18 protein-coding genes are annotated in these 20,188 nt (G+C 69.4%); 3 read left to right on the top strand and 15 right to left on the bottom strand.

Annotation, left to right across the window (positions count from 1 at the left end; genetic code table 11):
* Positions 1–143: 143 nt before the first annotated feature.
* From AC3AP7_RS23570 to AC3AP7_RS23560, 3 genes are all read left to right on the top strand, one after another.
* Entirely contained in the window at positions 144–1,244 is a 1,101-nt protein-coding gene (locus AC3AP7_RS23570; RefSeq protein ID WP_487362724.1) for a type IV pilus twitching motility protein PilT, read from the top strand.
* A gap of 44 nt (positions 1,245–1,288) precedes the next feature.
* Positions 1,289–1,786, top strand: coding sequence for a lytic transglycosylase domain-containing protein (locus AC3AP7_RS23565; protein WP_487364992.1), 498 nt, complete (start codon positions 1,289–1,291; stop codon positions 1,784–1,786).
* A 158-nt stretch (positions 1,787–1,944) separates the two neighbouring features.
* Entirely contained in the window at positions 1,945–2,775 is an 831-nt protein-coding gene (locus tag AC3AP7_RS23560) for a prepilin peptidase (protein ID WP_487362723.1), read from the top strand.
* A gap of 283 nt (positions 2,776–3,058) precedes the next feature.
* Here AC3AP7_RS23560 and AC3AP7_RS23555 read toward each other — a convergent pair whose 3' ends face one another.
* The 15 genes from AC3AP7_RS23555 to AC3AP7_RS23485 all read right to left on the bottom strand — a co-directional run bounded on the left by AC3AP7_RS23555 (position 3,059) and on the right by AC3AP7_RS23485 (position 20,164).
* Positions 3,059–3,958, bottom strand: a complete 900-nt coding sequence (locus AC3AP7_RS23555; protein WP_487362722.1) for a hypothetical protein — start codon at positions 3,956–3,958, stop codon at positions 3,059–3,061.
* A gap of 173 nt (positions 3,959–4,131) precedes the next feature.
* Positions 4,132–5,913, bottom strand: a complete 1,782-nt coding sequence (locus AC3AP7_RS23550; RefSeq protein WP_487362721.1) for a hypothetical protein — start codon at positions 5,911–5,913, stop codon at positions 4,132–4,134.
* Positions 5,914–6,045: 132 nt separating this feature from the next.
* The gene (locus tag AC3AP7_RS23545; RefSeq protein ID WP_487362720.1) at positions 6,046–7,803 is read right to left on the bottom strand and encodes a type II secretion system protein; all 1,758 of its coding nucleotides are present in this window, start codon (positions 7,801–7,803) and stop codon (positions 6,046–6,048) included.
* Positions 7,804–7,813: 10 nt separating this feature from the next.
* The gene (gene pilM, locus AC3AP7_RS23540; RefSeq protein ID WP_487362719.1) at positions 7,814–8,299 is read right to left on the bottom strand and encodes a type IV pilus biogenesis protein PilM; all 486 of its coding nucleotides are present in this window, start codon (positions 8,297–8,299) and stop codon (positions 7,814–7,816) included.
* Positions 8,300–8,342: 43 nt separating this feature from the next.
* Entirely contained in the window at positions 8,343–8,933 is a 591-nt protein-coding gene (locus AC3AP7_RS23535) for a type 4 pilus major pilin (RefSeq protein WP_487362718.1), read from the bottom strand.
* A 102-nt stretch (positions 8,934–9,035) separates the two neighbouring features.
* A complete protein-coding gene (locus AC3AP7_RS23530) occupies positions 9,036–9,614 on the bottom strand; it encodes a type 4 pilus major pilin (RefSeq protein WP_487362717.1) in 579 nt (192 codons plus the stop codon).
* A 10-nt stretch (positions 9,615–9,624) separates the two neighbouring features.
* Positions 9,625–10,155: a type 4 pilus major pilin gene (locus AC3AP7_RS23525; protein WP_487362716.1), complete on the bottom strand. Its 531-nt coding sequence runs from the start codon at positions 10,153–10,155 to the stop codon at positions 9,625–9,627.
* Positions 10,140–10,727, bottom strand: a complete 588-nt coding sequence (locus AC3AP7_RS23520; RefSeq protein WP_487362715.1) for a type 4 pilus major pilin — start codon at positions 10,725–10,727, stop codon at positions 10,140–10,142. Before AC3AP7_RS23520 ends, AC3AP7_RS23525 begins: the two co-directional genes overlap by 16 nt.
* 30 nt (positions 10,728–10,757) lie before the next feature.
* On the bottom strand, positions 10,758–11,834 hold the full coding sequence (locus tag AC3AP7_RS23515; protein ID WP_487362714.1) for a type II secretion system F family protein: 1,077 nt from the start codon (positions 11,832–11,834) through the stop codon (positions 10,758–10,760).
* Complete coding sequence (locus AC3AP7_RS23510; RefSeq protein WP_487362713.1) at positions 11,824–13,455, bottom strand: GspE/PulE family protein; 1,632 nt, start codon at positions 13,453–13,455, stop codon at positions 11,824–11,826. Before AC3AP7_RS23510 ends, AC3AP7_RS23515 begins: the two co-directional genes overlap by 11 nt.
* Positions 13,456–13,459: 4 nt before the next feature.
* Positions 13,460–14,077: a type IV pilus biogenesis protein PilP gene (gene pilP, locus AC3AP7_RS23505; RefSeq protein WP_487362712.1), complete on the bottom strand. Its 618-nt coding sequence runs from the start codon at positions 14,075–14,077 to the stop codon at positions 13,460–13,462.
* Entirely contained in the window at positions 14,067–15,353 is a 1,287-nt protein-coding gene (gene pilO2, locus AC3AP7_RS23500; RefSeq protein ID WP_487362711.1) for a type 4b pilus protein PilO2, read from the bottom strand. Before pilO2 ends, pilP begins: the two co-directional genes overlap by 11 nt.
* A gap of 15 nt (positions 15,354–15,368) precedes the next feature.
* Positions 15,369–17,084, bottom strand: coding sequence for a PilN family type IVB pilus formation outer membrane protein (gene pilN / locus AC3AP7_RS23495; protein WP_487362710.1), 1,716 nt, complete (start codon positions 17,082–17,084; stop codon positions 15,369–15,371).
* Complete coding sequence (locus AC3AP7_RS23490; protein ID WP_487362709.1) at positions 17,081–18,094, bottom strand: toxin co-regulated pilus biosynthesis Q family protein; 1,014 nt, start codon at positions 18,092–18,094, stop codon at positions 17,081–17,083. Before AC3AP7_RS23490 ends, pilN begins: the two co-directional genes overlap by 4 nt.
* Before the next feature lie 726 nt (positions 18,095–18,820).
* Positions 18,821–20,164: an autotransporter strand-loop-strand O-heptosyltransferase gene (locus AC3AP7_RS23485; RefSeq protein ID WP_487362708.1), complete on the bottom strand. Its 1,344-nt coding sequence runs from the start codon at positions 20,162–20,164 to the stop codon at positions 18,821–18,823.
* Between the last annotated feature and the right edge of the window lie 24 nt (positions 20,165–20,188).

Raw genomic sequence — 20,188 nt, 5'->3', positions numbered from 1 at the left:
TTCGCGTGGCGGCGCGCCGCGGCCCGCCGACGCGGCATCCTGTACAGGCCGCTGCGGGTACTGGACACCACGCGTGACGGCTGCGATCATGCAAGCCGCCTGCTGCGTTTTCCCTCTGCCCCACTCACTGCTACGCATCCGTCATGAGCACGCCATCTCATTCCTTTCGTGACATCACCCGCGAAATTCTCGACCTGATCGATCTGAGGCGGACCTTCACCGATATCCATATCGAGCAGGACCGTCCGATCATGATCAAGACGCCGCGCGGCTGGGCCCCGGTGAACGACGAGCCGGTCATGCTCGAAGAAATGGTGCCGACCCTCGCGTCGATCGACGAGGACTGGCAGGCCCGTCTCGAGCGCGGCGCGATCGATCGCCCGTTCGTGCTCACGCGCTGCCGGCTGCGCTGCAACGTGTATCGCAGCGGCGGCGGCGCGCGCGTCGCGATCTCGATCCGGCGCCTGCCGCTCGAACCGCTCACGCTCGACAAGCTCGGCCTGCCCGCCTACGTGCGCAGCCTCACCGACAGCACGCGCGGCCTCGTGCTCGTCACCGGGCCGACCGGCTCGGGCAAGACCACGACGATCGCGTCGCTGCTCGATCACATCAATCGCACCCGCAACAGCCACCTGATCACGATCGAGGAGCCGATCGAATACGTGATCGAGAGCCGCCAGTCGATCGTCTCGCAGCGGGAAGTGCCGACCGACACGCCGAGCTTTTCGACCGGCCTGCGCGAGGCGCTGCGCCAGAAGCCCGACGTCATCATGGTCGGCGAGGTGCGCGACACCGAAACCGCCGAAACCGTACTGCAGGCGGGCGAATCGGGCCACCTCGTGCTCGCGACGATGCACACGAGCAGCGCGCTCAGCACGCTCACGCGGCTGCTGTCGTTCTTCCCGCCGGAGCAGCGCGAGCGCTACGCGGCCTCGCTCGCGGATTCGCTGATCGGCGTCGTCTGCCAGAGCCTCGTGCCGACCGAGGACGGCGACAACCTGGTGCTCGCGAGCGAGCTGCTCTTCAACAACCAGCAGCAGATCAGCAAGCTGCTGCTCGATGCGGGACGGCTGCACTTCGTGTCGGACTTCCTGCGCCGCAAGGAGGACAACATGTCCCGCTCGCTGAACGACCATCTGGCCACCCTCGTCGCGCGGCACGTGATTTCGGCGCGCGATGCGCTGCGCGTCACGTACAACCGGATGGAGCTGCACGAGATCCTGCGTTCGAGCGCGCCGCACTGACCCTCATGCAACCGCGCCTCTACGTATATCGGCGCCTTGCGCGCATTTCTGAAGGGCGTGCGCGCACGAGGCGCGGGCGGACGCGTTTTGCGACCCGCGTCGCTTTCCGTCTTGCGCTCCTGCTTGCGGCCCTGCTGGCGCTCGCGGGCAATGCGCAGGCGGACTGCTTCATGGATGCGGCCCGCTATCACCACGTGAACCCGCTGGTGCTGCGCGCGATCGCGCGGGTGGAAAGCGGCGGCAATCCGAAGGCGATCAACCACAATCGCAACGGCAGCGTCGATCTCGGCGAACTGCAGATCAACTCGATCCACCAGAGCGAGCTCGCGCGCTACGGCATCGCGCCGCCGGACCTGCTCGACGCGTGCAAGAACATCTACATCGGCGCGTGGATCCTGCGCGGGCAGATGGACAAATACGGCAATACGTGGGAGGCGATCGGCGCGTATCACTCGGCGACGCCCGCGTATCGCGACCGCTACGTGCAGCGCGTGCAGCAGGCGATCCGCGCGCTGCTCGATGCCGGCTACGGCGCCCCGTAGCCGCGCCGGCGCCTTATTCCCGCGTTCGCCGGCGCGCTCATGCCTTCTCCGATCATGCGTATAACCGGGCCCCAATGACAGGCGATCTCCTTCGATGCATCGCGCTTCCCGCAGGCCTGCATGCCGGCGCCTGCGTCCCGTTCGGCCGCTTGCCGGCCGTGTTGCGCGATACCAGCGCGGCGGCTGTCGGACTGATTGCCGGCAGCTTCCTGACAGTGGTCGTGCACCGGCTGCCGATCATGCTCGCGCGGCGATGGCAGCGCGAATTGCGCGCGCTCGGCTCGCCGCTGTCGGGGGCGCCGGCACACGCGGGCCTGCCGCCGGAGCCGTATAACCTGAACGTGCCGCGCTCGCGCTGTCCGTGCTGCGCGCGGCCGCTTAAATTGTGGGAAATCGCACCGGTCGTGGGTTTTCTGCTGGTGCGCGCGCGCTGCCGCACATGCCGCGCGCCGATCGATCCTGCGTATCCGCTGCTCGAACTCGTCACCGCCGTGCTCGCAGTGGGACTCGCGCACCGGTATGGCATCGGCGCGCAAGGCGCGGGCGCGTTCCTGCTGGCCGCGATGCTGCTCGCGCTCGGACTGATCGATGCGACCGCCGGCCTGCTGCCCGATATGCTCACCGCGCCGCTGATGTGGAGCGGGCTGCTCGTCAACGCGGGCCAGGTATTCGTCACGCCCGGCGACGCGCTGCTCGGCGCCGCCGGCGGCTATCTCGCGCTGCGCGCGGTCGCGTACGCATTCAGACGGCTCACCGGCAAGCCGGGCTTCGCCGCGGGCGACTTCAAGCTGATGGGGGGCCTCGGCGCATGGCTCGGCTGGCGCATGCTGCCGCATATCGTGCTGCTGGCGAGCGCTTCGGGTCTCGTGGTCGGGCTGCTGTGCGGGCGCGGCGATCCGGCGCGCCGTCCGCGCGCCTTCGCGTTCGGACCGTTCCTCGCGCTAGCCGCGCTGGGCTGTCTGCTGCTGCCGACACCGCTGTTCGCGTAAGCGGCGCAGCCTGCCGCGCGGCGAAGGGTCGAAGGGTCGAAGGGGCGTTGTATTCGCGCGGCGTGTCGTGGCGCGATGCCGTGCGGCCTTGTTCCTCTAGCTTGTTCCTCTAGCTTGTTTCTCTGGCCTGTTTCTCTGGCCTGTTCTGCCGCGCTGTTCCGTAGCGCGCCCCGGTCACCCGATGCGCGGCCGCTGAAAAAAGCGATGCCGTCGATGTGATCCACATCGACGGCATGGTTGCGCGGGGGAGCGTCGGCCGGACCGGTCGCCCCAGACGGAATGCCTAGAATTCGCCGCCGAGGTTCAGGCCCGACTGCGCCAGATTGCCTTGCGCGGCCCACTGCATGTCGCCGAGCCCGGCAATGCCGTCGGCGCCGGGGACGTCGTGCGTCTCGATGGCCTCGTACACGCGCGGGTGCTTCATCATGAACTGTGCGTCCTGCTGGTCGGCCTGCGAAGGCGTCGACCCGCCGGGCTCGGCCGGCATGCCGTTGGCAATGTTGTAGAGCTTGCCCGGGTCCATTTCGCTCAGGCCGTTCTGCTCCATGTAGCTCGCAAGACCGCCCGCGGCGGACTGCGTCTTCAGCGCGAGCAGCGAGCCGCCACCCATGCCGTCCATGCCACCCATACCGCCCATGCCACCCATGCCACCCATGCCACCCATGCCACCCATGCCATCGCCGTCGAGCATGCTCTCCATCTCTTCGAGGAAGTTTTCGAGCGATTTCAGCTCGCCCATGATGCCGTCGCCTCCGCCGCCCTCGCTGCCGTAGCCGGAGTCCGCATCCGAGCCGTCATCCGTTTCGCCGGACGAGCCTGCGCCGCCGTTCGCATACCACAGCATGTCGTTGATGCCGGCAAGGCCGTCCGCGCCCGGTACGTCGTGCGTTTCGATCTGCTTGTAGACGCCCGGGTTCGCGTACATCAGCTTCGCGTCCTGCTGGATCATCGGCGACGGCGCCGCCATCCCCGACTGCGCGGGCTGGCCGATCGAGAGCTGGTACAGCGCATTCGGGTTCATTGCATTGAGCCCGTTCTGCTGCATGTAGCTCGCAAGACCGGACGCAGCCGACTGCAGATCCTGTCCGCCTTGCTCACCGCCGAACTCGCCGGCGCCGCAACCGTCCATGGCGGGCAGGTCCATGCTGTACGCGCCCGAGTCAAACATGCCAATCTGGCTCATCACATTCCTCCCAAGAAAGATTTACCTGCCGATAAGCAACATCGCCGAACCCCTGCCGGACACGTCGGCGCGAGCTCACTATGTCATGTGCGTGGTGCGCACGCCGTGCAACGAGCGAAGCCGTGTCGAACGGCGCGAAACGCATCGAGGCGTGCGCACGCATGAGGCTCGCGCTACCGGGATTGCTTCAGCAACGCGCGGCCATCGTTGAGCAGCGCCTGCAGCGTCTTGTATTCGTGCGCCGAGTTGTTCTGGACCGAATTCGCGAGCAGCCGGTACTTCTTCAGCCATTGCGACGTCACCGCCTTGTCGTCGGCCCCCTTGTCGACGCCGAAATAGTTTCTGTACAACGTCTCGATCTCGTCCTGATGGCCCAGGATCGCGCTCTCGATAGGCCCCACCTGCGCGCGGTACTCGGGCGTGGGGGGCGCGTGACGCAGCCCGACCGCGTATTTCGCCTGGTTGAGCGCGTCGATTTTTGCCTTCACCTGATCGATATCCGCGGCGAGCTTCTGGGTGACGGTAGCGATCTCGGTCTTCGCGAGTTCGTTCTTGCCGGCGGTCCTCGCCTGGGCCAGCCGCTTCAGCGCAGAGCGATGCCCGGCGTCCAGAACCGGATGCTTCGTACTTCTTACGATGCGTTCCAGGGCATCATGCGCCGCCGCGATCGCCTCCTCGGACGCGCCCGCGTCCAGGCCGAGAACGGCGTGCCAGGGGGTATCTTCCGGCAGTCCGTTCAGGCGGCTTACCAGCGCGAGATTTTCCGCCTCGCTGACGGGCCTCGGCGGGCTGGCCTGCGCGTTTGCGGGCCTGGCCGTGGCTGCCGTCGAGGCAGGCTTCGCGCTGTGCGGGCCCGCTGTCGCCGACGCCGGGTGTTCCGTCGAAGCCGCTGCACCGGACGCGCGCGCATCCGGCTGCGCGCGGCCCGGCTTCGCTTCGCTGCCGGAGGCAGGCTTGGCATCGCTGTCCGCCGTGCGGCCCGGGCCGCCGTCGGCATCGCCGTCTGCTGTGCGGCCCTGGCTGCCGTCGGCCTGGGGCCGCGGCGGGAGATCGGGTTTCTGCTTGGGCGGCGACGCCGATGGCCGAGCCTGTGCCTGCGCCTGTGCCTGCGGCCTGGCCTCTGCCTGCGCTTGCGACTGTGCCTGCGACTGTGCCTGCGACGGCGCTTGCGACTGCGACTGCGACTGCGTCTGTGGCCGAGCCTCTGCCTGCGTCTGTGACCCAGCCTCGGCCTGCGGCGGCAATTCCGGCTCCGTCTCGACGGTCTCGGTCTGGACCGGCGGGATGTCCGGCTTGTACGCGAACTGCTTGAGCGGCGGCTTCCACGCGGGCATCTTGCCGTAAGCGCTCGACGCCTGCGGGCACCAGTTCACCGGCGACGGTATCGACGGCCGCGCGCCGAATATCCGCGGCAGCAGCGAAGCGGCCAGTTGATCCAGCCCGTGGCTGGCGACGCCGAACAGCATGTTGCGCACGAAGTACGGGCCGATGACCGCGGCGCCGAGCAGCGCCATTGGATTCAGGAGCACCGGCAGCGCCATCACCGCCAGGCCGAGCGCCGCGCGCGGCAACCCGCTGCGGCCGCCCAGGTGCGCGGCGGCCGGCAGCGCGTCGGCCCATGCCGATGAGGCCTGCGACGTCGAGCTGCCCTGCACCGGCACCGCGGACTGGCCGGGCCGGGAAGGCAGCATGGCATTCAGCCGGAACGGCGCGGACTCCTTCGCGGCCGCGAGCGCGCCGTTTGCCGTGTGACCGAAGGCCGACAGCTTGTCGCGCCCCTCTTCCACGAGCCGTCCCAGTTGACCGAGCCGCGTTCCCCCGAGCGCGCGCAGCGCCGACGCGGTCGACCGGTATTCCCTGGTGGCCGGGGACGGCGGGCCGTCGTGGGGTGTGGCGGACTCGCGGCCCCGGATGCCGGGATCGAAGTCGGGACGCAGGGCGTTCGAAACAGTCATCGCGCACTCGCCGCAAGGGGCGCCGTAGTCAATGTCGATGAGCGCAGTGTCGCGCGTTCGATCCCTGCCGGAAGCGCCGATGCGCACGCGCGCAGCGGAATGCGAAGCGCGCCCGCGTCGCGCGGTCGGGCGTCAGTAATAGGTGTTGATCGACCACCCGGTGACGAGCGGCGTGTTGAAGATCGTATTGCCGCTCGGGCCGCAGTAGCTGCTCGTCCACGGCGTCGTGTTTCCCGCGTAGGTCGCCCAGTTCGTGACGACCTGGATCCGGTACGTGCCGGGCTGGGCCACCGCCTGCGACAGCGTGTTGTTCAGCCCGGCCATGTCGTTCGTCAGCCGCGGGGTCGCCGCCTCCGAGTGCGCGAGATCGTCGTTGGACGCATCGTAGATGTCGAGGTCCTGGCTCATCTGCGCCTCGTTCGACGCCGTCGTGCCGCACCAGTCGTCGTTGATGTGGCTCCACGACGTCGCGGAGATCATGCCCGGCTCGCTCAGCGTCACATAAAGGTTCTGCGTGTACGAGTAGGTGCCCGTCTGGCCGCTGTACGCACTCCATCCGGTCGGACCGCTGCATTCGCTGTAGTCGGTCGCGCCCGCGGTCGCCATCTGGATCGTGCAGCCGCTGTTGGTCGACACGAGCTGCAGGTTTTCCTGCGGCTCCCACGTGCCGTTCTGGCAGGACAGCACGCGGCCTTGCGCGTCGGTGGCGACCTGGGCCTCGCTCGCGGGGTTGCTGCACGACGCGCCCACTGTCTGATGCCCGAGGCTGAGCAGCCCGGGCACGCTCAGGTTGCCGTTCTGGTCGATGCCGAGCGGCTCCCACGCAGCGCCGTTATAGACGAACGCGCGGCCTTCGCCGCTGCCTTGCGGCTGATCCTGCGCCGCGCCGTCCGCCTGCACCAGCGCGACATCGCCGGCCTGCGGCACGTAGCCGGGACTCGACAGATCCGCGTACTGGCTCACCGGCGCGCGCCAGTGCATCGAGCCTTCCACGCTCCATTCGGTGCCGTCGCAATAGAGCAGGTTGCCGGTGGCGTCCGACGTCACCCGGCCCTGGCCGTCGTTCGGGCTCGCGCCGCTGCCGCAGTCGGCGTCCGCCGTGCGGTCCACGTGATTGTCGTCGGCCAGCACGATCGGCGCGTGCATCGTATTGCCGTCGGCCACGCCCGTGACCGATTCCGGCTGCCGGTACAGGAAGTCGCCCGCCGCCCCGGCGTCGCCGCTGTAGTACACCTCGCTCGCCAGATGGCCGCTCGCGGTCGGCGTGCCGCTGCAACTCGCGTTCGTGGGATTGAGCGCCGCGAGCTTCACCGACCAGCTGCCGAACGCGCCCTGCACCATCCCGTTGCCCATCGCCTGGATCGCGCCGGCGCCCGCGCCGCCGTTCGCCTCGATATTGCCGAGCGTGCGATCGTCGATGGTCTGTCCGCCCTCGGTCACGAGGTACGCCTGGATATCCTGCAACCCGCCGGTGGCGCCGCTCCATCCGGTGCCGCTGCCGCGAAAGATCAGCAGACACGGGGTCTGCTGGTACGCATTGACCGCCTGCAGCGCGCTCGGCATGTACGTGCTCAGCTTGTTGCCGGTCACGTTCGCGCCGCCGAGCGAGACGACGAGCGGCTGCGCCGCGCTCAGCGCGGGCACCAGCGTCGCATAGTTCGCCTTGACGAACTGCATCGCGCCGCTCGCGAGCTGTGCCTGATACAGCGCGGTCTGCTGCGCGCGCGCATTGCCGTACGACGTGCTCATCAGCGAAGCGAGGCCCGCCAGCAGCACCGCCGCGATCGCGAGCACGGCCAGCGTTTCGAGCAGCGTGAAGCCGCGGCTGCGGGCCGTGCGCGATCGCGCTTGCCGCCGCGCCGGCAAGCGCATGCGCGCGAGAGCGGTCATGCACGGCCGCTCAGAACACATCGCGCGCCTCCCACACCGGCACGCCGTTCGGCACGTTCGCGGCGGCCGGCAGCAGCACGCCCGACGGCGTCGTCGCATTCGTGCTGGAGACCACCGTGTTGTCGTAGGCGGTGCCCGCGAACACCGAACCCAGCGCGATCTGTTGGAGCGCGCCGACGAAGTTCACGCCCGGCATGCTGGCCGCGTAGACCACCACGAAGTTGCCCTGCACGTAATTGCGCCACAGCGGATTCGGCGCGTACTGGCCCGGTGCGTAGACGCCGACAGCCGCGAGGCTCGCATCCGGCACGCTGCCGCTGAAGCCCGCATCGGCCGCGGTCTGCACGTAACGGATCACCGCGGTGCGATACGTCGAGAAATCCTGCGCGAGCGCGGAGGCGCTCGGCCCGAGCGCTTGCGTGCGCTGCGTGCCGACGAACGACATCATCGCGGCGACGAGTCCGCCGAGTAGCGCGAGGACGCAGATCAGATACACGGCAAACCGGCTCCGCGTGTCTCGTTGCGCGGATCGCGCGGCCTCACTCCGAGACCCATTCGAGCGTTTGCGGGCCGCCCGCGCAGGCCTCGCCGGCGAGCCGCGCGTTCATGTCCGCAGGGGCGACGAGCCCCGCATCGCTGCCGGCCACGCCAATCGCGACCCAGTTGTCGCCCGTCGACGCCAGCGTGTTCACGCACACCGGACCCGGCACGTTCGGGTAGGCCAGCATGAAGAGTCCCGGATTGCCCGGCACCGGCCCGAGCGCGACCTCGCCGCCCCAGCGGTCGAGCACGGTTCCGTCCGGTTCGACCTGCAGCGACGCCGGCAGCCGCCGGGCGGCCGCGAGCGCCGACAGATCGAGGTTCGCGCCGCCGCCGCGCATCATGCCGAGCGCGCGCACGCCGGCCTGGATCACGACCGCGTCCTGCGCGACGCTGAGCGCGTTCGCATCGGTGGTCGCATTGCCGAGCATCGACGCCGCATTCATCGCGACGATCGTCGCGGTGCCGAGAAAAGCGACCGCCTCGACCAGCGACGCCCCGCGCTGCTCGCGCCGCTCGGTGAACGGATCGTCCCAGGCCTGCTCGGACCCGTCGGCGGCCAGCGCCCAGTCCGGGTATTCCAGATCCATGTGATGCCCTCCTGAATGACGGGCGCCGGCCCGGTCGCGCGTCATGGAACCGTGCGCGGCCCGCCGCGGCGCGCCATCGTGCGCCGCCCGCCGTTGTTGCCGTCAGTTGTTGAATTCCCAGTTCACCGTGACGCTGCTGCCGGTGCAGGCGGTCGTGGCGTTGGCCGCGGTGAGCGGCACCGTCTGCAGGGTCGCGGCGACCGACGTGCTGACGCCGCTCCAGTCGCCGCCCGCGGTCAGCGCGGCGATGCACACCGGCTGCGGCACCTTCGTGAACGAGATCTCGGCGGCGTTGCTGGTAGCGTCCATCGCGAGCGACACCGTGCCGCCCCACTCGTCTTCCACCGTGTTGTCGACGGTGTCGACCGTCAGCGAGGTCGGGATCACGCCGGCCTGCACGAGGCCGCCGATCCCGCCGGCCGTGACGTTCGCCGGCAGGCCCGCGCCGGTCGCATAGATCTTGCGCGCGCCGTTTTCGATCGCGGTCACCTCCTCGGTCAACTGGTTGCTGCGCGCGCCCTCGAACGCATTCGTGAACAGCGCGATCGCGCCGATCAGGATGATCGCCGCGATCCCGAGAAAAGCCACCGCCTCGAGCAACGTCGCGCCGCGCTGCCGGCCCATCCGGCGCCCGCGCGCGCGGGGAAGCGGCGTCCGGCGCCCTTCGCATGCATGTTTCATGATCCACTCCTCACTGGAAAACCCACTCGATCGTATTGCCCGTTGCGTTGTCGCAAGCGGTATTGGCATCGGACAGATCCGGTGCGCCGGTATTCAGGCTCGTACCGTTGACCACGATGTCCAGCCAGTTGCCGCCCGCCACCAGCACGCGCCGGCAGATGTCCTGAGGCACCCCCGCGTACTGCACTTCGGCCTGCGACGCGGTGGTGTAGGGCCCCACCGTCACCGCGCCGCCCCAGATGTCGCTCAGCGTCGCCGAGGCGCCGCTGCCGTTCACCGCGAGCGCCGACGGCACCGCATTCGCCTGCACGAGCCCTGCCACCGACACGCTTGCATACGTGTTCTGCGACGCATACAGGTCGCGCACGTCGTTCGCGAGCGCCGTCACTTCGACGGCGAGCCGCGTCGTCCCGGACGAACCGAACCCCGAGCCGAACAGCGACAGCACGCCCGCGGTGATCGTCGCCACCACGGTCAGATAGGCGAGCGCCTCGATCAGCGTGGCGCCGCGCTGCGCGCGCGCGCTCACGCGAACCCCCATGCAATCGTGTTCGCCGCGCTGGTGCAGGCCGCGGTGGCCTGCGCCGCGCTCGGCGAGGTGCTGGCCTGCGCGGTGCCATTGACCGTCACGCTCGTCCAGTCGTTCGACGACAGCAGCGCCGCGATGCACACGCCCTTCGGCACGTTGCGATAGGTCAGCACCGGCAGGCTGTCGCCGTCGAGCGTCACGGTCACCGCCCCGCCCCAGGCGTCGGTCAAGGTCACGCTGGTCCCGCTGACACTCGCTTGCAGCGTGGCCGGAAACGCCTTTGCGTCATACAGGTCCGTCATCGACAGCTTCGCGTAGCCGCCTGTCCCCGCCGACAGATACGCGGCGCGGACGTTCGCCGCGACCGCGTTGCTTTCCTGCACGAGCCGCTCGGAGGCCGCGCTCTGGAACGAGCTGCCGAACAGCGCGAGCGCGCCGAGAATCACGATCGAGGCGACCGACAGGAACGCGATCGCCTCCAGCAGCGTCGCGCCCCGCGACGCGCGGCGCGCACCGGTTCGCGGCGCGGCGGCGCGCCGCGGCGCAGGGCGACGCTTCAGGGTGCGTTTCGGGCGGTGTTTCATCGCGATCTCCGGTCCGCGTGCTCGGTGAACTCAGTGAATCGCCGAGGTCATCGTCGCAATCGATTGCTGGATGCCGAAAAAGCCGGTCACCAGCCAACCGATCACGAGCGACAGCAACGCGATCGCGACGCCATTGAGCCGGCGCATCTGCGCGGACACGATGGTCACCCCCTCCTTCATCCACTCGTCCGCGAGCGTGCGCAGCGCCTCGTCGAAACCGTTGTACTCGGCATAGATGCACAGGTCCTCGACGATCTCCTTCGACGGAAACCGGTAGCCGGCGCTCTTCAGCGCCTCGCCCGCGTTCAGGCCGGAGCGCACCCCGAAAATCGTGTCCTCGATGCGCACGCGCAGCCACGGCGACGCATGCTGCGCGAGCCGGCTCAGCGCTTTTTCGACGGTATAGCCCGAGGCCTGCAGCGACGCGAACGCGACGAGAAAGCCGCTGCCGGCGATCAGCCGGTAGATCGAATACGGCGGAAAACGGTCGAGCACGGTGCGCGGCCCGTACTTCCAGCGCGACAGCGACAGCCAGAACGCGATCACGAGCGCGGCGAGCAGCAGGAGGCCGGGCAGCATCCAGTGCTGCACGAAGATCGACATCACGTAGAGCGAATGCGCGGCGCCGTTCCAGCGCGACGGATCGAGAATGTGCGCGAACTGCGGGATCACGCGCTCGCCGAACAGGTACACGTAGGCGACCACCATCGCGAGCACCGCGCACGGATACGCGAGCCCGCCCACGACGGCCGCGCGGATGCTGCGGCCCGCGCTCACCACGTCGATCACCGCATCGAGCGCGCGCTCGATGCGGCCCGACTGCTCGCCGGCCATCATGATCATCTGCTCGGTGTAAGGCACCCACCATTGCATGCCTTCGGACAGCATCCCGCCGTTCTGCACGACGAGGCGCCATTCGGCGAGCACGATCGCCTCGGCTTCATGCGGCTTGCGGCCGTCGTTCGACGCGCGCATTTCGAGTTCGTCGAGCACGCGCAGCAGCGGCAGGCCGTTCGCCAGCATCTTGCCGATCTTCCTGTACAGGCGCAGCCGCATGGTGCTCGTAAGCATCAGGCGCGCCCAGTAGCGATTTACATCAAGTGCCATAGCTCGTGCTCGCCATCACCGGGCGCGTGCGGCCCGTATCCGAAGTCAGCGTCAGCCGGCCGACGACCCGCTCCGCCATGCGCGGGTCCACGTCGCCCCGGGCGACCTTGTCGATCGCGTGGTCCATCACGGTCTGGCCGTCGAGGGACCTTCGCCAGTATTCTGCGGCGGCCGCCTTGCCATGCGCGCGCAGCAACGCGAAGAACTGTGCATCGGTGCGAATCACTTCGGCGACCACCGTGCGGCCGATCGTCGCGCGGCCGGCGCACGCGTCGCAGCCGTCGCCGGCAATGCACACGTCCTGCACCTGGCCGCCCACCACGCGCCGCACCCGCTCGACGAGCGCCTTGTCGAGGCGCGCGACGTGTTCTGTCAGCCGCTGCTTGCAGTGCGGACACAGCACCTTGACGAGCCGCTGGCTGATCAGCCCGGAGACGATCGTCTCGTCGGCCACCATGTTCAGCGGCAGGCCGAGATCGACGAGGCGGTCGACGATCGCGATCGCGCCGTTCGCATGCACCGTGGTCCACACCTGGTGCCCGGTCATCGCCGCGCGCAGCGCGATCTGCGCGGACGCGCGGTCGCGGATCTCGCCGATCATGATCGTGTCCGGGTCGAGCCGCATCGCATTGGCGATGGCCGCCGAAAACGCGGCGGACCGCGCGTCCTCGGTGGTCGCGTTGATCACCGGCGTCTGCACCGCGCCGGCGATCGGATACTCGATCGGGTCCTCGACGGTGATCACGTGCGTGCCGCCGCCGGTCTCGCGGATCAGCTCGGTCAAGACCCGCTGCAGCGTCGTCGACTTGCCGGAGCCGGTCGGCCCGCTGATGATGCTCATCCCCTCCGGGTGCTCGCGCAGCACCGCGATCTCGGCCGCCTGCGCGGCGGTGAAGCCGAGCTGGGTCAGCTCGGTGGTCTCGCCGGCATCGTTGTAGAGCAGCCGCAGCACCATCAGGTTGCCGTCGCTGGTCGGCGCGGTCGCGATGCGCACGCCGAACAGTTGCTCGGGCAACTTGTCGCGCTCGACGATGCTCGCGTCCTGGCGCTCGGTCGGCTTGTACGTGTTGTCCGAGACGCTCGCCATCGCCGAGTAGAGCGTCGCCAGCATCCGCTCGCCGAACTCGCGCGGCTGCTCGCCGACGCGGATCAGCTCGTTGTGAATGCGGAAGTACGTGACCGAGTTGAACTTCTGCACGCGAATGTGGATGTCGGAGGCCCGCTCGCGGCACGCGCGCGCGATCATTTCCTTCGCGGCGACCTGCATCTCGGTGTGTTCGAGCAGCTCGCTCATGCCGCCCTGGCCGCGCGCGTTGCGATACGCGGCGCGCACCGCTTCGAGGCTCACGAGCCGCTGCGTGTATTCGTGATTGATCCGGTTCAGCCGCGCGCAGTACGACAGCACGAACGGATTCATCTCGTGCCCCTCGGCGACCAGCAGACGGCCGTCGTCGAGCAGGCACAGGAAATTGCGCTCGTGCTCGCTCGCCGCGAGCGGACCGAAGCTGCTCAGCGCGGTCGTGTTCGCGACATCGGCCCGCGCGGCCGGCGCCGCCGCGCCGTCGCGCGGCGCGAGCGGCTGGCCGGCGCCGCGTTTGTCCCTGCCGGAGAGAATGCCCATTGCGTTACTCCCTTGCGCCGAACACCGGCGCGCCGCCGCCCGGCAGCGCGCTCATGCCGCCCGCCATGGCGCCGGGCGCGGCCTGCCCCGCGCCCACGCGCAGCCGGACGAGCCGGCCGCCGCGCTCGCGCACGGCGACCGTGTCGCTGCCGATCGAGACCACCTTTGCGCCGTCGGAGAGCGCATCGCCCGGCGCGATGTCGAACTCGCCGCCGCCGTCCACCTGAACCGTCGCGAAGCGCCGGCCGCCGAAACCCTCGATGCCGGTCACGCGCACGTTGGTCAGCGTCGGCGGCGGGCTGTCGTCCGGCTTGCGCTGCTGCGCGTCGACCGCCTGCTGAGCCTGCAGCTCCTTCAATTGCGCCTGCAGCACCAGCGTGCGGTCCTGTAGCTGCGTGAGTTCGTCCGCCGTGCTCGCGACCCACGCGGGGGGCGCCGGCGGCATCGCGGAGGCAGGCTGTGCCGCGGCCGTCGCCGGCGCGGGAGCCGGCGCAGGGGTGACGCCGCGCGCCGCCGGCGCGGGAGCGGACGGCGCCGGATGCGGCACGGGCTGCGCGTTCGCGCGCCCGGCCAGCGCGCCGGACAGACAGAGTGCAACGAAGAGACGCCGGTCAGCGCACATAGAAATCCCCTTGAATCGACCACACGCCGCCGCGCCACGCGAGCCGTTCGACGCGCACGCCGGGCTGCTCGAGCAGGGCCGCGACGCGCCGCGGCGAGACGCCGCCCAGGTTGACGTCGAGCGTCCACGTCTGCCAGTCGGGCCGCGGCGGCGCGCTCGCCATCCCGAGATGCGCCATCGGCGCGAACGACGACGGCGCGACCGCGCGCACGGGTTCGATCCGCGCGTCGCGCCCGAGCATCTGGAACAGGTTCAGCAGACGGGTGCGCACCGCATCCGTGCCGAGCGGCTCGTCGCCGCCTGCGGGCATGTTCAGCGGCACGCCGAGCGTCGCGTGCTCGCCCGCGGCATCGATCTGCGCGTGCGGCTGCTGCGCGAGCAGGAACGCGATCATCGAGCCGTTGCGGCTCCACGTGTAGGTCGCGGCGTGCGGCGTGCACACGTACTGGTCGAGCGCCCAGCCGCCCGCCGACACGCTCGTGAACGCGGCGAGACACGCGCGCACGAACTCGACCGGGCGCGGCTGCGCGGCCCACGGATGCGCGAGCGGACGCGGCGCGTTCGCCTGCCACAGGTTCAGCCGCACGCGCTGCGCCGCCTCGCGCTCGCGCTCGAGTTCGCGCTGATGTCCGATGTACACCCAGACCGCGGCGATCACCACCGCGAGGCCCGCGAGCGCGGCCCCCGCGAGCAGCGGCTGCGGCAGCGTCGAGCGGGTCGGCCCGAGCCGCCACCAGCGCGCGATGCGCGGCTTGCCGTTGCGATGCGGGAAAAGCTGGTCGATGCTGCGCGGATAGAAGTTGTGATAGCCGTCAGCTTCGAGTTCGGGCTCGCCGATCACCGCATTCCATCCGCCGAGCGAGTAGTCGGCCGCGAGGCGATCGAGCACGTCCTCGCGCGTGCCGGCCACGTCGCCGTTCGGCAGGAACAGTCCGTCGCGCACCGCGAAATACGCCCACAGGCCGTCCGGCAGCCTGAACGCGCCAAGCCAGTTCGGCGCGGGCTGCTGGCGGCCGTCGTAGTACGCGCCCTCGACCGCGATCGTCTTCGACACCATTGCGCCGAGCGACGACAGGCCGGCGCGCGCGCCGTCGGCGCGGTTCGCGAAGCCGGCCATCGCGGCGCCGCGATCGATGCGCAGCACCATCAGGTCGAACTTCAGTTGCCGGCCGAGCGCGAGCGCCTCCTTGCGCAACTCGCGCCGGCGCGACAGCGACTGCCAGAACAGGCCGCAGACGAAGCGATGGCGGTTGATTTCGGTGATGTGGAGCGGCATGGCGAGAGTTCGTCGTCAGACGCCGGACGTGAGCACCGGCGTCACGAGGATCACGATCACCTCGCGCGAGCGCGACGCGTTCACGCCGCCGCCGAACAGCGGATTGGCGGGCGAGCCGACGCCCTGCTGGTCGCCGTCGTCGTACAGTCCCTCGTAGCCGCTCAGCACGAGCGTCTGGCCGGACTTGATCGCGACGCGCTGCAGGAAGTTGCGCGTCTCGACGTCCGGCACCTGGATCTGCTCGCCGCCGCTGCTGACCGTCTGCAGTTGCAGCAGCTCGGACAGGTTCGTGTAGAACTGCAGCATCACGGTGCCGTCGTCGAGCACGTGCGGCAGCAGCGTCAGGTTGAAGCCGGTCGTGACGGTGCCCGGGGTCAGCGCGGTCTGCGAGCCGACGTTGGCCGTCGACGTGGTGGATATCTCGGCGAGGTAGCCCTGCTGCGTCGCGACCTGCACCGGCACCGGCTGGTCGTTGAGCGTCGTGACCGATGCCGAGGTCGTGCGCCGCACCGTGCCCTGGTCGGACAGCGCGCTGATCATCGCGGTGGTGCCCGACGCGCGGCTCGACGGCGTGATCACCGACGCGGAGAACTGCACCGGATTGGTCGCGAGCGTCGGGAACGTGTTGGTGATGCCGAAGCGCGAGCCGAGCGCCTGATACACCGCGCCCCAGTTGATCCCGTAGTTGTCGCTCTTGCTGAGCGTCACGGTCAGCACGGTGACGTTGACCAGCACCTGGCGCGACAGCACGCGGTTCTCCTCGCTCATGAACGACGACACGCGTTCGAGCACGTCGGGCGTGTCGGTCACCGCGATCGAGCCGGTCGCCGGCGACGGCACGACGCTGCCGTAGGGCGACAGCATCGATTTGATCGACAGTTCGAGGCTCTTGAACACCGACAGCTGCGTGCTGATGTTCGTGTCGGCCGTGTTGTTCGACGACACCGAGGCGGTCCCGCCGCTCGTCGCGCCGCCGGCCGTGCCCTGGCCGCCGCCCGCCATGCCGCCGCCCTGCCCCTGGCTGTTGGTGGCCGCGCTGACGACGTCGGCGTTCAGCTTCGTATCGCCCGGCACCGACGTCACCTGAAACACCTTCGTGTCCGTGAAGTAGAAGACGATCCGTCCGTCGGCGAACTTCCACGACACGCCGAGGCGCGCGCACACGGTATCGAGCAGGCCCTTCAGGTCGCCGTCGCGATAGTCGATCTGCACCTGCGGCGCCGCTTCGCCGATGCGCTGCGACGCGCCGCCCGGCAGCGTGCGTCCGCCCGCGAGCATGCCCGGCGGCAACGGCGGCACGCCGCGGCCCATCGCCGTATGCGCCGCCGGCCCGCTGCCCGCCGCGTCGCCGCCGAGCGCGCGCTGCGCCGCGCTTTGCGCACCGGCAGCCACTTCGGTCGGCACGCCGGTCAGCCGTGTGATGCGCGCGGCAAACGCCTGCAGCGAGCCGATCGAGCGCTCGAAGCTCGCCGGCTGGCCGAACAGCGCCGGCAAATGCGCGACCGGCCCGAGGCTCACTTCGCTGCCCGACAGCCACAGGCCGTTGTTCATCACGACCGCGTCGTCGTCGTGCGCCGTGTTCGAGCCGGCACGTACCCGGGCGAGCGCATCGTTCGCGCGCGCGGTATCGGTCGCGGCGTCATGCCTGATCCCGCCGAGCAGGCCCGTGCAGCCCGACAGCAGGCACGCCGCGCAGAGCGCCGCCAGCAGCATTCCGGTCGCCCGCTTCATGCGGCCCCCTCGCCTACTACGCGAATCACCTTGTTGCCTCCATAGAGGATCACCTGAATCGGCACCTGCGAGCGCTTCAACGCATGCACGACCTCGCTGAGCGCCTGTTCGAGCGTTCCGTGGATGGTTGCGGACGCATCGACCGAGAAGTCCGTCGGCACGTCCCATACGAACTGCCAGCCGGCCTCCGCCGCCCAGCGCGCGAGCGCGCCCCGAACGGTCTTGTCCGCCGGCGTGATCTGCCACGTGCGCGTGAGCGGCGCGGCCGCGTTATCCGCATTGCCCGCGTTATCCGCGTTACCCGCGCCGGCCACGTCGACGGTGGCCACGGCGAGCGACGGCGCCGCCGGCGCCGATGCGAGCGGCAGCCCGGCCTCATGCGATGCGCCGCCGTCCGGGCCGGACGACGACCACGCAAGCACGTGCGGACGCTCGACCATCAGTCCGCTCGCCGAGGCATTCGCCGCGGCCGGCGCTGCTGCGGGCACGAGCGGCGGCGCCGTCGGCACGGCTGCTGCCGCGATCGCACCGGCGTTGCTGCCGGGCGGCGCGGCGTCGGCTGAAGCGGGCGGCAGCGAGGGCCGCAGTGAGGACGGCACGGGGAGCGAAGCGAAGCTCGCCGGGCGCCGCGTCACGGTGACGAGTTGAAGGTCGGTGTCGACATGGGCGACCAGGTCCGGATACGGCGCCAGCATTTCGCGGATCACCGCGACGAACGTGCCGCGGCCGCGCCAGTTCACCGGCGCGTCGGCCCATGCGCCGGCGTTCGGCAGATTGATGCTGTACGCGCGCGGCACGATGTCGGCGAGCGCGATGCGCAGCGGCACCCGGCGCCCGCCGCGCCGGACCATCGCGCGCACCGGCGCATGGCCCTGGACCTGGACCTGCGCACGCGCGTCCTGCATGCCGCGCGCGTCGCGCAGACCTTGCGCGTCGGCAGGCGCCGGCAAGAGCGCGGACGACAGCGCGAGCGTGCCGCTCAGGATTGAAATAAAGAGGCTGTATCGCATTTCCGACCGTGTCCGACTTCGAACCTTGTCCTGCCAGACCGTCGCATCGGAAATCCGCCGCGCGCTGGAGCCGACAACCCTCGGAACAGGGCAACGCACCCTGTCCCGCGCATTTTGAAATTGAGGCGCTCGCAACGCAGCCTGTGTTGATCATCTGTTACGTTGATGCCGGCCGCCTGCCGCATGCGTACCGTTGCGCGTAACCGATGCGCGTAACCGATGCGCGTAACCGATGCGCGTAACCGATGCGCGTAACCGATGCGCGTAACCGATGCGCGTAACCGATGCGCGTAACCGATGCGCGTAACCGATGCGCGTAACCGATGCGTGCCGGCAGGCACGCACGCCGGAGTCCTGTCATACGTACTATCGGCAGTTGCATCGCCGACTTTAGCGTTGCGCGCGAATGTCTTCGCGGTAGAGGCAGCCCTCGCCATGCGTACCGATGCGCAGGGTGCGGCCGTCAGCATAGGCGCTGCCACGCGCAACAGCAACCGCGATGCGCGCGCGATGCCGCGTGCTGACCCGCGCGAACCGTCACGACGTGATGAAACGTCTTGCAAGTTTCGGGCATCGTCGAAGTGCGACGCACTAATTCGCGCGATCCGGCTCGCTGCACGAATGCAGCGGCGCGCGTGCGGCCGCGCATCGTCGATGCGCATTTCATGACACGGCTTCGGACGATTTTTTTTGTCCATCACATTCGATCCAGTTACTGGGACAGGTTCAGGATGCGATCGACGCGAGCGCGCGTTTTTTCGGCCGAACCGCGGGTTCGGCGGCGGCGCTCGCGTGCGCCGCGAAGGCCGGAATCGCGCGAATGGCGTCGATCACCTGCTTCGACTGGATCAGCCGGGTGCATTCGAATTGCCTGGGCGTGCCCTTGTGGCGCGGACACCACAGAAAATCCTGGTGGTCGAAGCGCACCTGCGGGTCGTTCCAGCAACTGTTACAGGTGTGGTAGTTGATAACACGGTAAGGTGTCCGAAATTCATTGACAGGATGCGTAAAGCCGCTGACCATCACGACCGGCGTGCCGACCGCCCACGCCAGCCACGACAGCCCGCTCGACAACCCGATGAAAAACGCCGCATGCTTCAGCCAGCGCACGCGCTCGGCGAGGGGCCGGTCGCCGGTCTGGTCCTCGCAGCCGTGCGGAATGTGATTCCAGACGATGCCGGTGCCATGCACCGTCTTCTGGTCGATGCAGACGACCCGGTAGCCCTGCTCCTTCAGGAACGCGATCACGTCGTGCCAGCCGGACGGGTTGTTCCAGTACTTGCTCTGCGTCGAGCTTTGCGTCGCGATGCAGACGTAAGGTTCGGCGAGCGGCCGCCCGTCGTCGTCGCCGCACGCAATGCGCGGCGGATGCTCGGCCGGATCGACACCGAGAATGTACGCGGCGGTGCGGTGCAGCCCGACGAGCCGGAAGTCGCTCGGCTGACGCACGCAGTCGCGGTCGTCGAAAAAGAGGCCGAGGCTGTAGGTCGCGTAATAGCGCCCGGGGTCCAGCTCTTCGTGCGTGACGAACGCGATCTCTGGATACGCGTCGCGAAACAGCGGGATGATGAGGCCCGACATCGCGCAGGTCAGCCGGCAGCCCTGCTTGCGTCCGAACTCCGCGGCATACGGCATCCAGCCGAGCGTATCGCCGAGCGTGCCGACCGGAAACTGCACCAGCACCTGCATGTCGCGCGCGTCGTATTCGTAATCGGACAGCGGCTTGCCGTCGCGCCCGCCGGGCGCATCGAGATCCCACACAGTGATGCCGAAGCGCACGTAATAGCGCTTCGTGCTGCGCACCGTGCCGCTGCCGATTTCGGTCTCGTACAGGATGTTCGACGTGTCGAGGTCGCGCAGCACCACGCGCCAGCGCCCGTTCGGCAGCGCGATCCGGCAGCCGTCGTTGAAGTCGAAGCGGATGCCGCGCGGGCCGATCATCACCGGCACGTCGGCCGGCGGCGGATAGGCCGGCTTCGGCGGCGGCGCGGCCTCGGCCGCCGGCGCGCCGGTCCCGGCCGGCCCGGCGCCGGTGCTGTCGCCCAATGCTGGCTGCGTGGATTGCGTCATGGTCGATTCCTGCCGGTCAAAGGT

The organism is Paraburkholderia sp. PAMB 6770 (assembly GCF_057748135.1).
The sequence above is the reverse complement of the archived record's forward strand: the minus strand, read 5'-3'. Positions and strand labels throughout refer to the sequence as shown.

What these genes read in the sequence shown, in the direction of transcription:
- AC3AP7_RS23490 (WP_487362709.1), bottom strand. Translation starts at nt 18,094, where the DNA reads ATGCGATACAGCCTCTTTATTTCAATCCTGAGCGGCACGCTCGCGCTG.
- AC3AP7_RS23545 (WP_487362720.1), bottom strand. Translation starts at nt 7,803, where the DNA reads ATGACCGCTCTCGCGCGCATGCGCTTGCCGGCGCGGCGGCAAGCGCGA.
- AC3AP7_RS23525 (WP_487362716.1), bottom strand. Translation starts at nt 10,155, where the DNA reads ATGGGGGTTCGCGTGAGCGCGCGCGCGCAGCGCGGCGCCACGCTGATC.
- AC3AP7_RS23555 (WP_487362722.1), bottom strand. Translation starts at nt 3,958, where the DNA reads ATGAGCCAGATTGGCATGTTTGACTCGGGCGCGTACAGCATGGACCTG.
- AC3AP7_RS23550 (WP_487362721.1), bottom strand. Translation starts at nt 5,913, where the DNA reads ATGACTGTTTCGAACGCCCTGCGTCCCGACTTCGATCCCGGCATCCGG.
- pilN (WP_487362710.1), bottom strand. Translation starts at nt 17,084, where the DNA reads ATGAAGCGGGCGACCGGAATGCTGCTGGCGGCGCTCTGCGCGGCGTGC.
- AC3AP7_RS23570 (WP_487362724.1), top strand. Translation starts at nt 144, where the DNA reads ATGAGCACGCCATCTCATTCCTTTCGTGACATCACCCGCGAAATTCTC.
- AC3AP7_RS23485 (WP_487362708.1), bottom strand. Translation starts at nt 20,164, where the DNA reads ATGACGCAATCCACGCAGCCAGCATTGGGCGACAGCACCGGCGCCGGG.
- AC3AP7_RS23510 (WP_487362713.1), bottom strand. Translation starts at nt 13,455, where the DNA reads ATGGGCATTCTCTCCGGCAGGGACAAACGCGGCGCCGGCCAGCCGCTC.
- AC3AP7_RS23530 (WP_487362717.1), bottom strand. Translation starts at nt 9,614, where the DNA reads ATGAAACATGCATGCGAAGGGCGCCGGACGCCGCTTCCCCGCGCGCGC.
- AC3AP7_RS23535 (WP_487362718.1), bottom strand. Translation starts at nt 8,933, where the DNA reads ATGGATCTGGAATACCCGGACTGGGCGCTGGCCGCCGACGGGTCCGAG.
- AC3AP7_RS23515 (WP_487362714.1), bottom strand. Translation starts at nt 11,834, where the DNA reads ATGGCACTTGATGTAAATCGCTACTGGGCGCGCCTGATGCTTACGAGC.
- pilP (WP_487362712.1), bottom strand. Translation starts at nt 14,077, where the DNA reads ATGTGCGCTGACCGGCGTCTCTTCGTTGCACTCTGTCTGTCCGGCGCG.
- pilO2 (WP_487362711.1), bottom strand. Translation starts at nt 15,353, where the DNA reads ATGCCGCTCCACATCACCGAAATCAACCGCCATCGCTTCGTCTGCGGC.
- AC3AP7_RS23520 (WP_487362715.1), bottom strand. Translation starts at nt 10,727, where the DNA reads ATGAAACACCGCCCGAAACGCACCCTGAAGCGTCGCCCTGCGCCGCGG.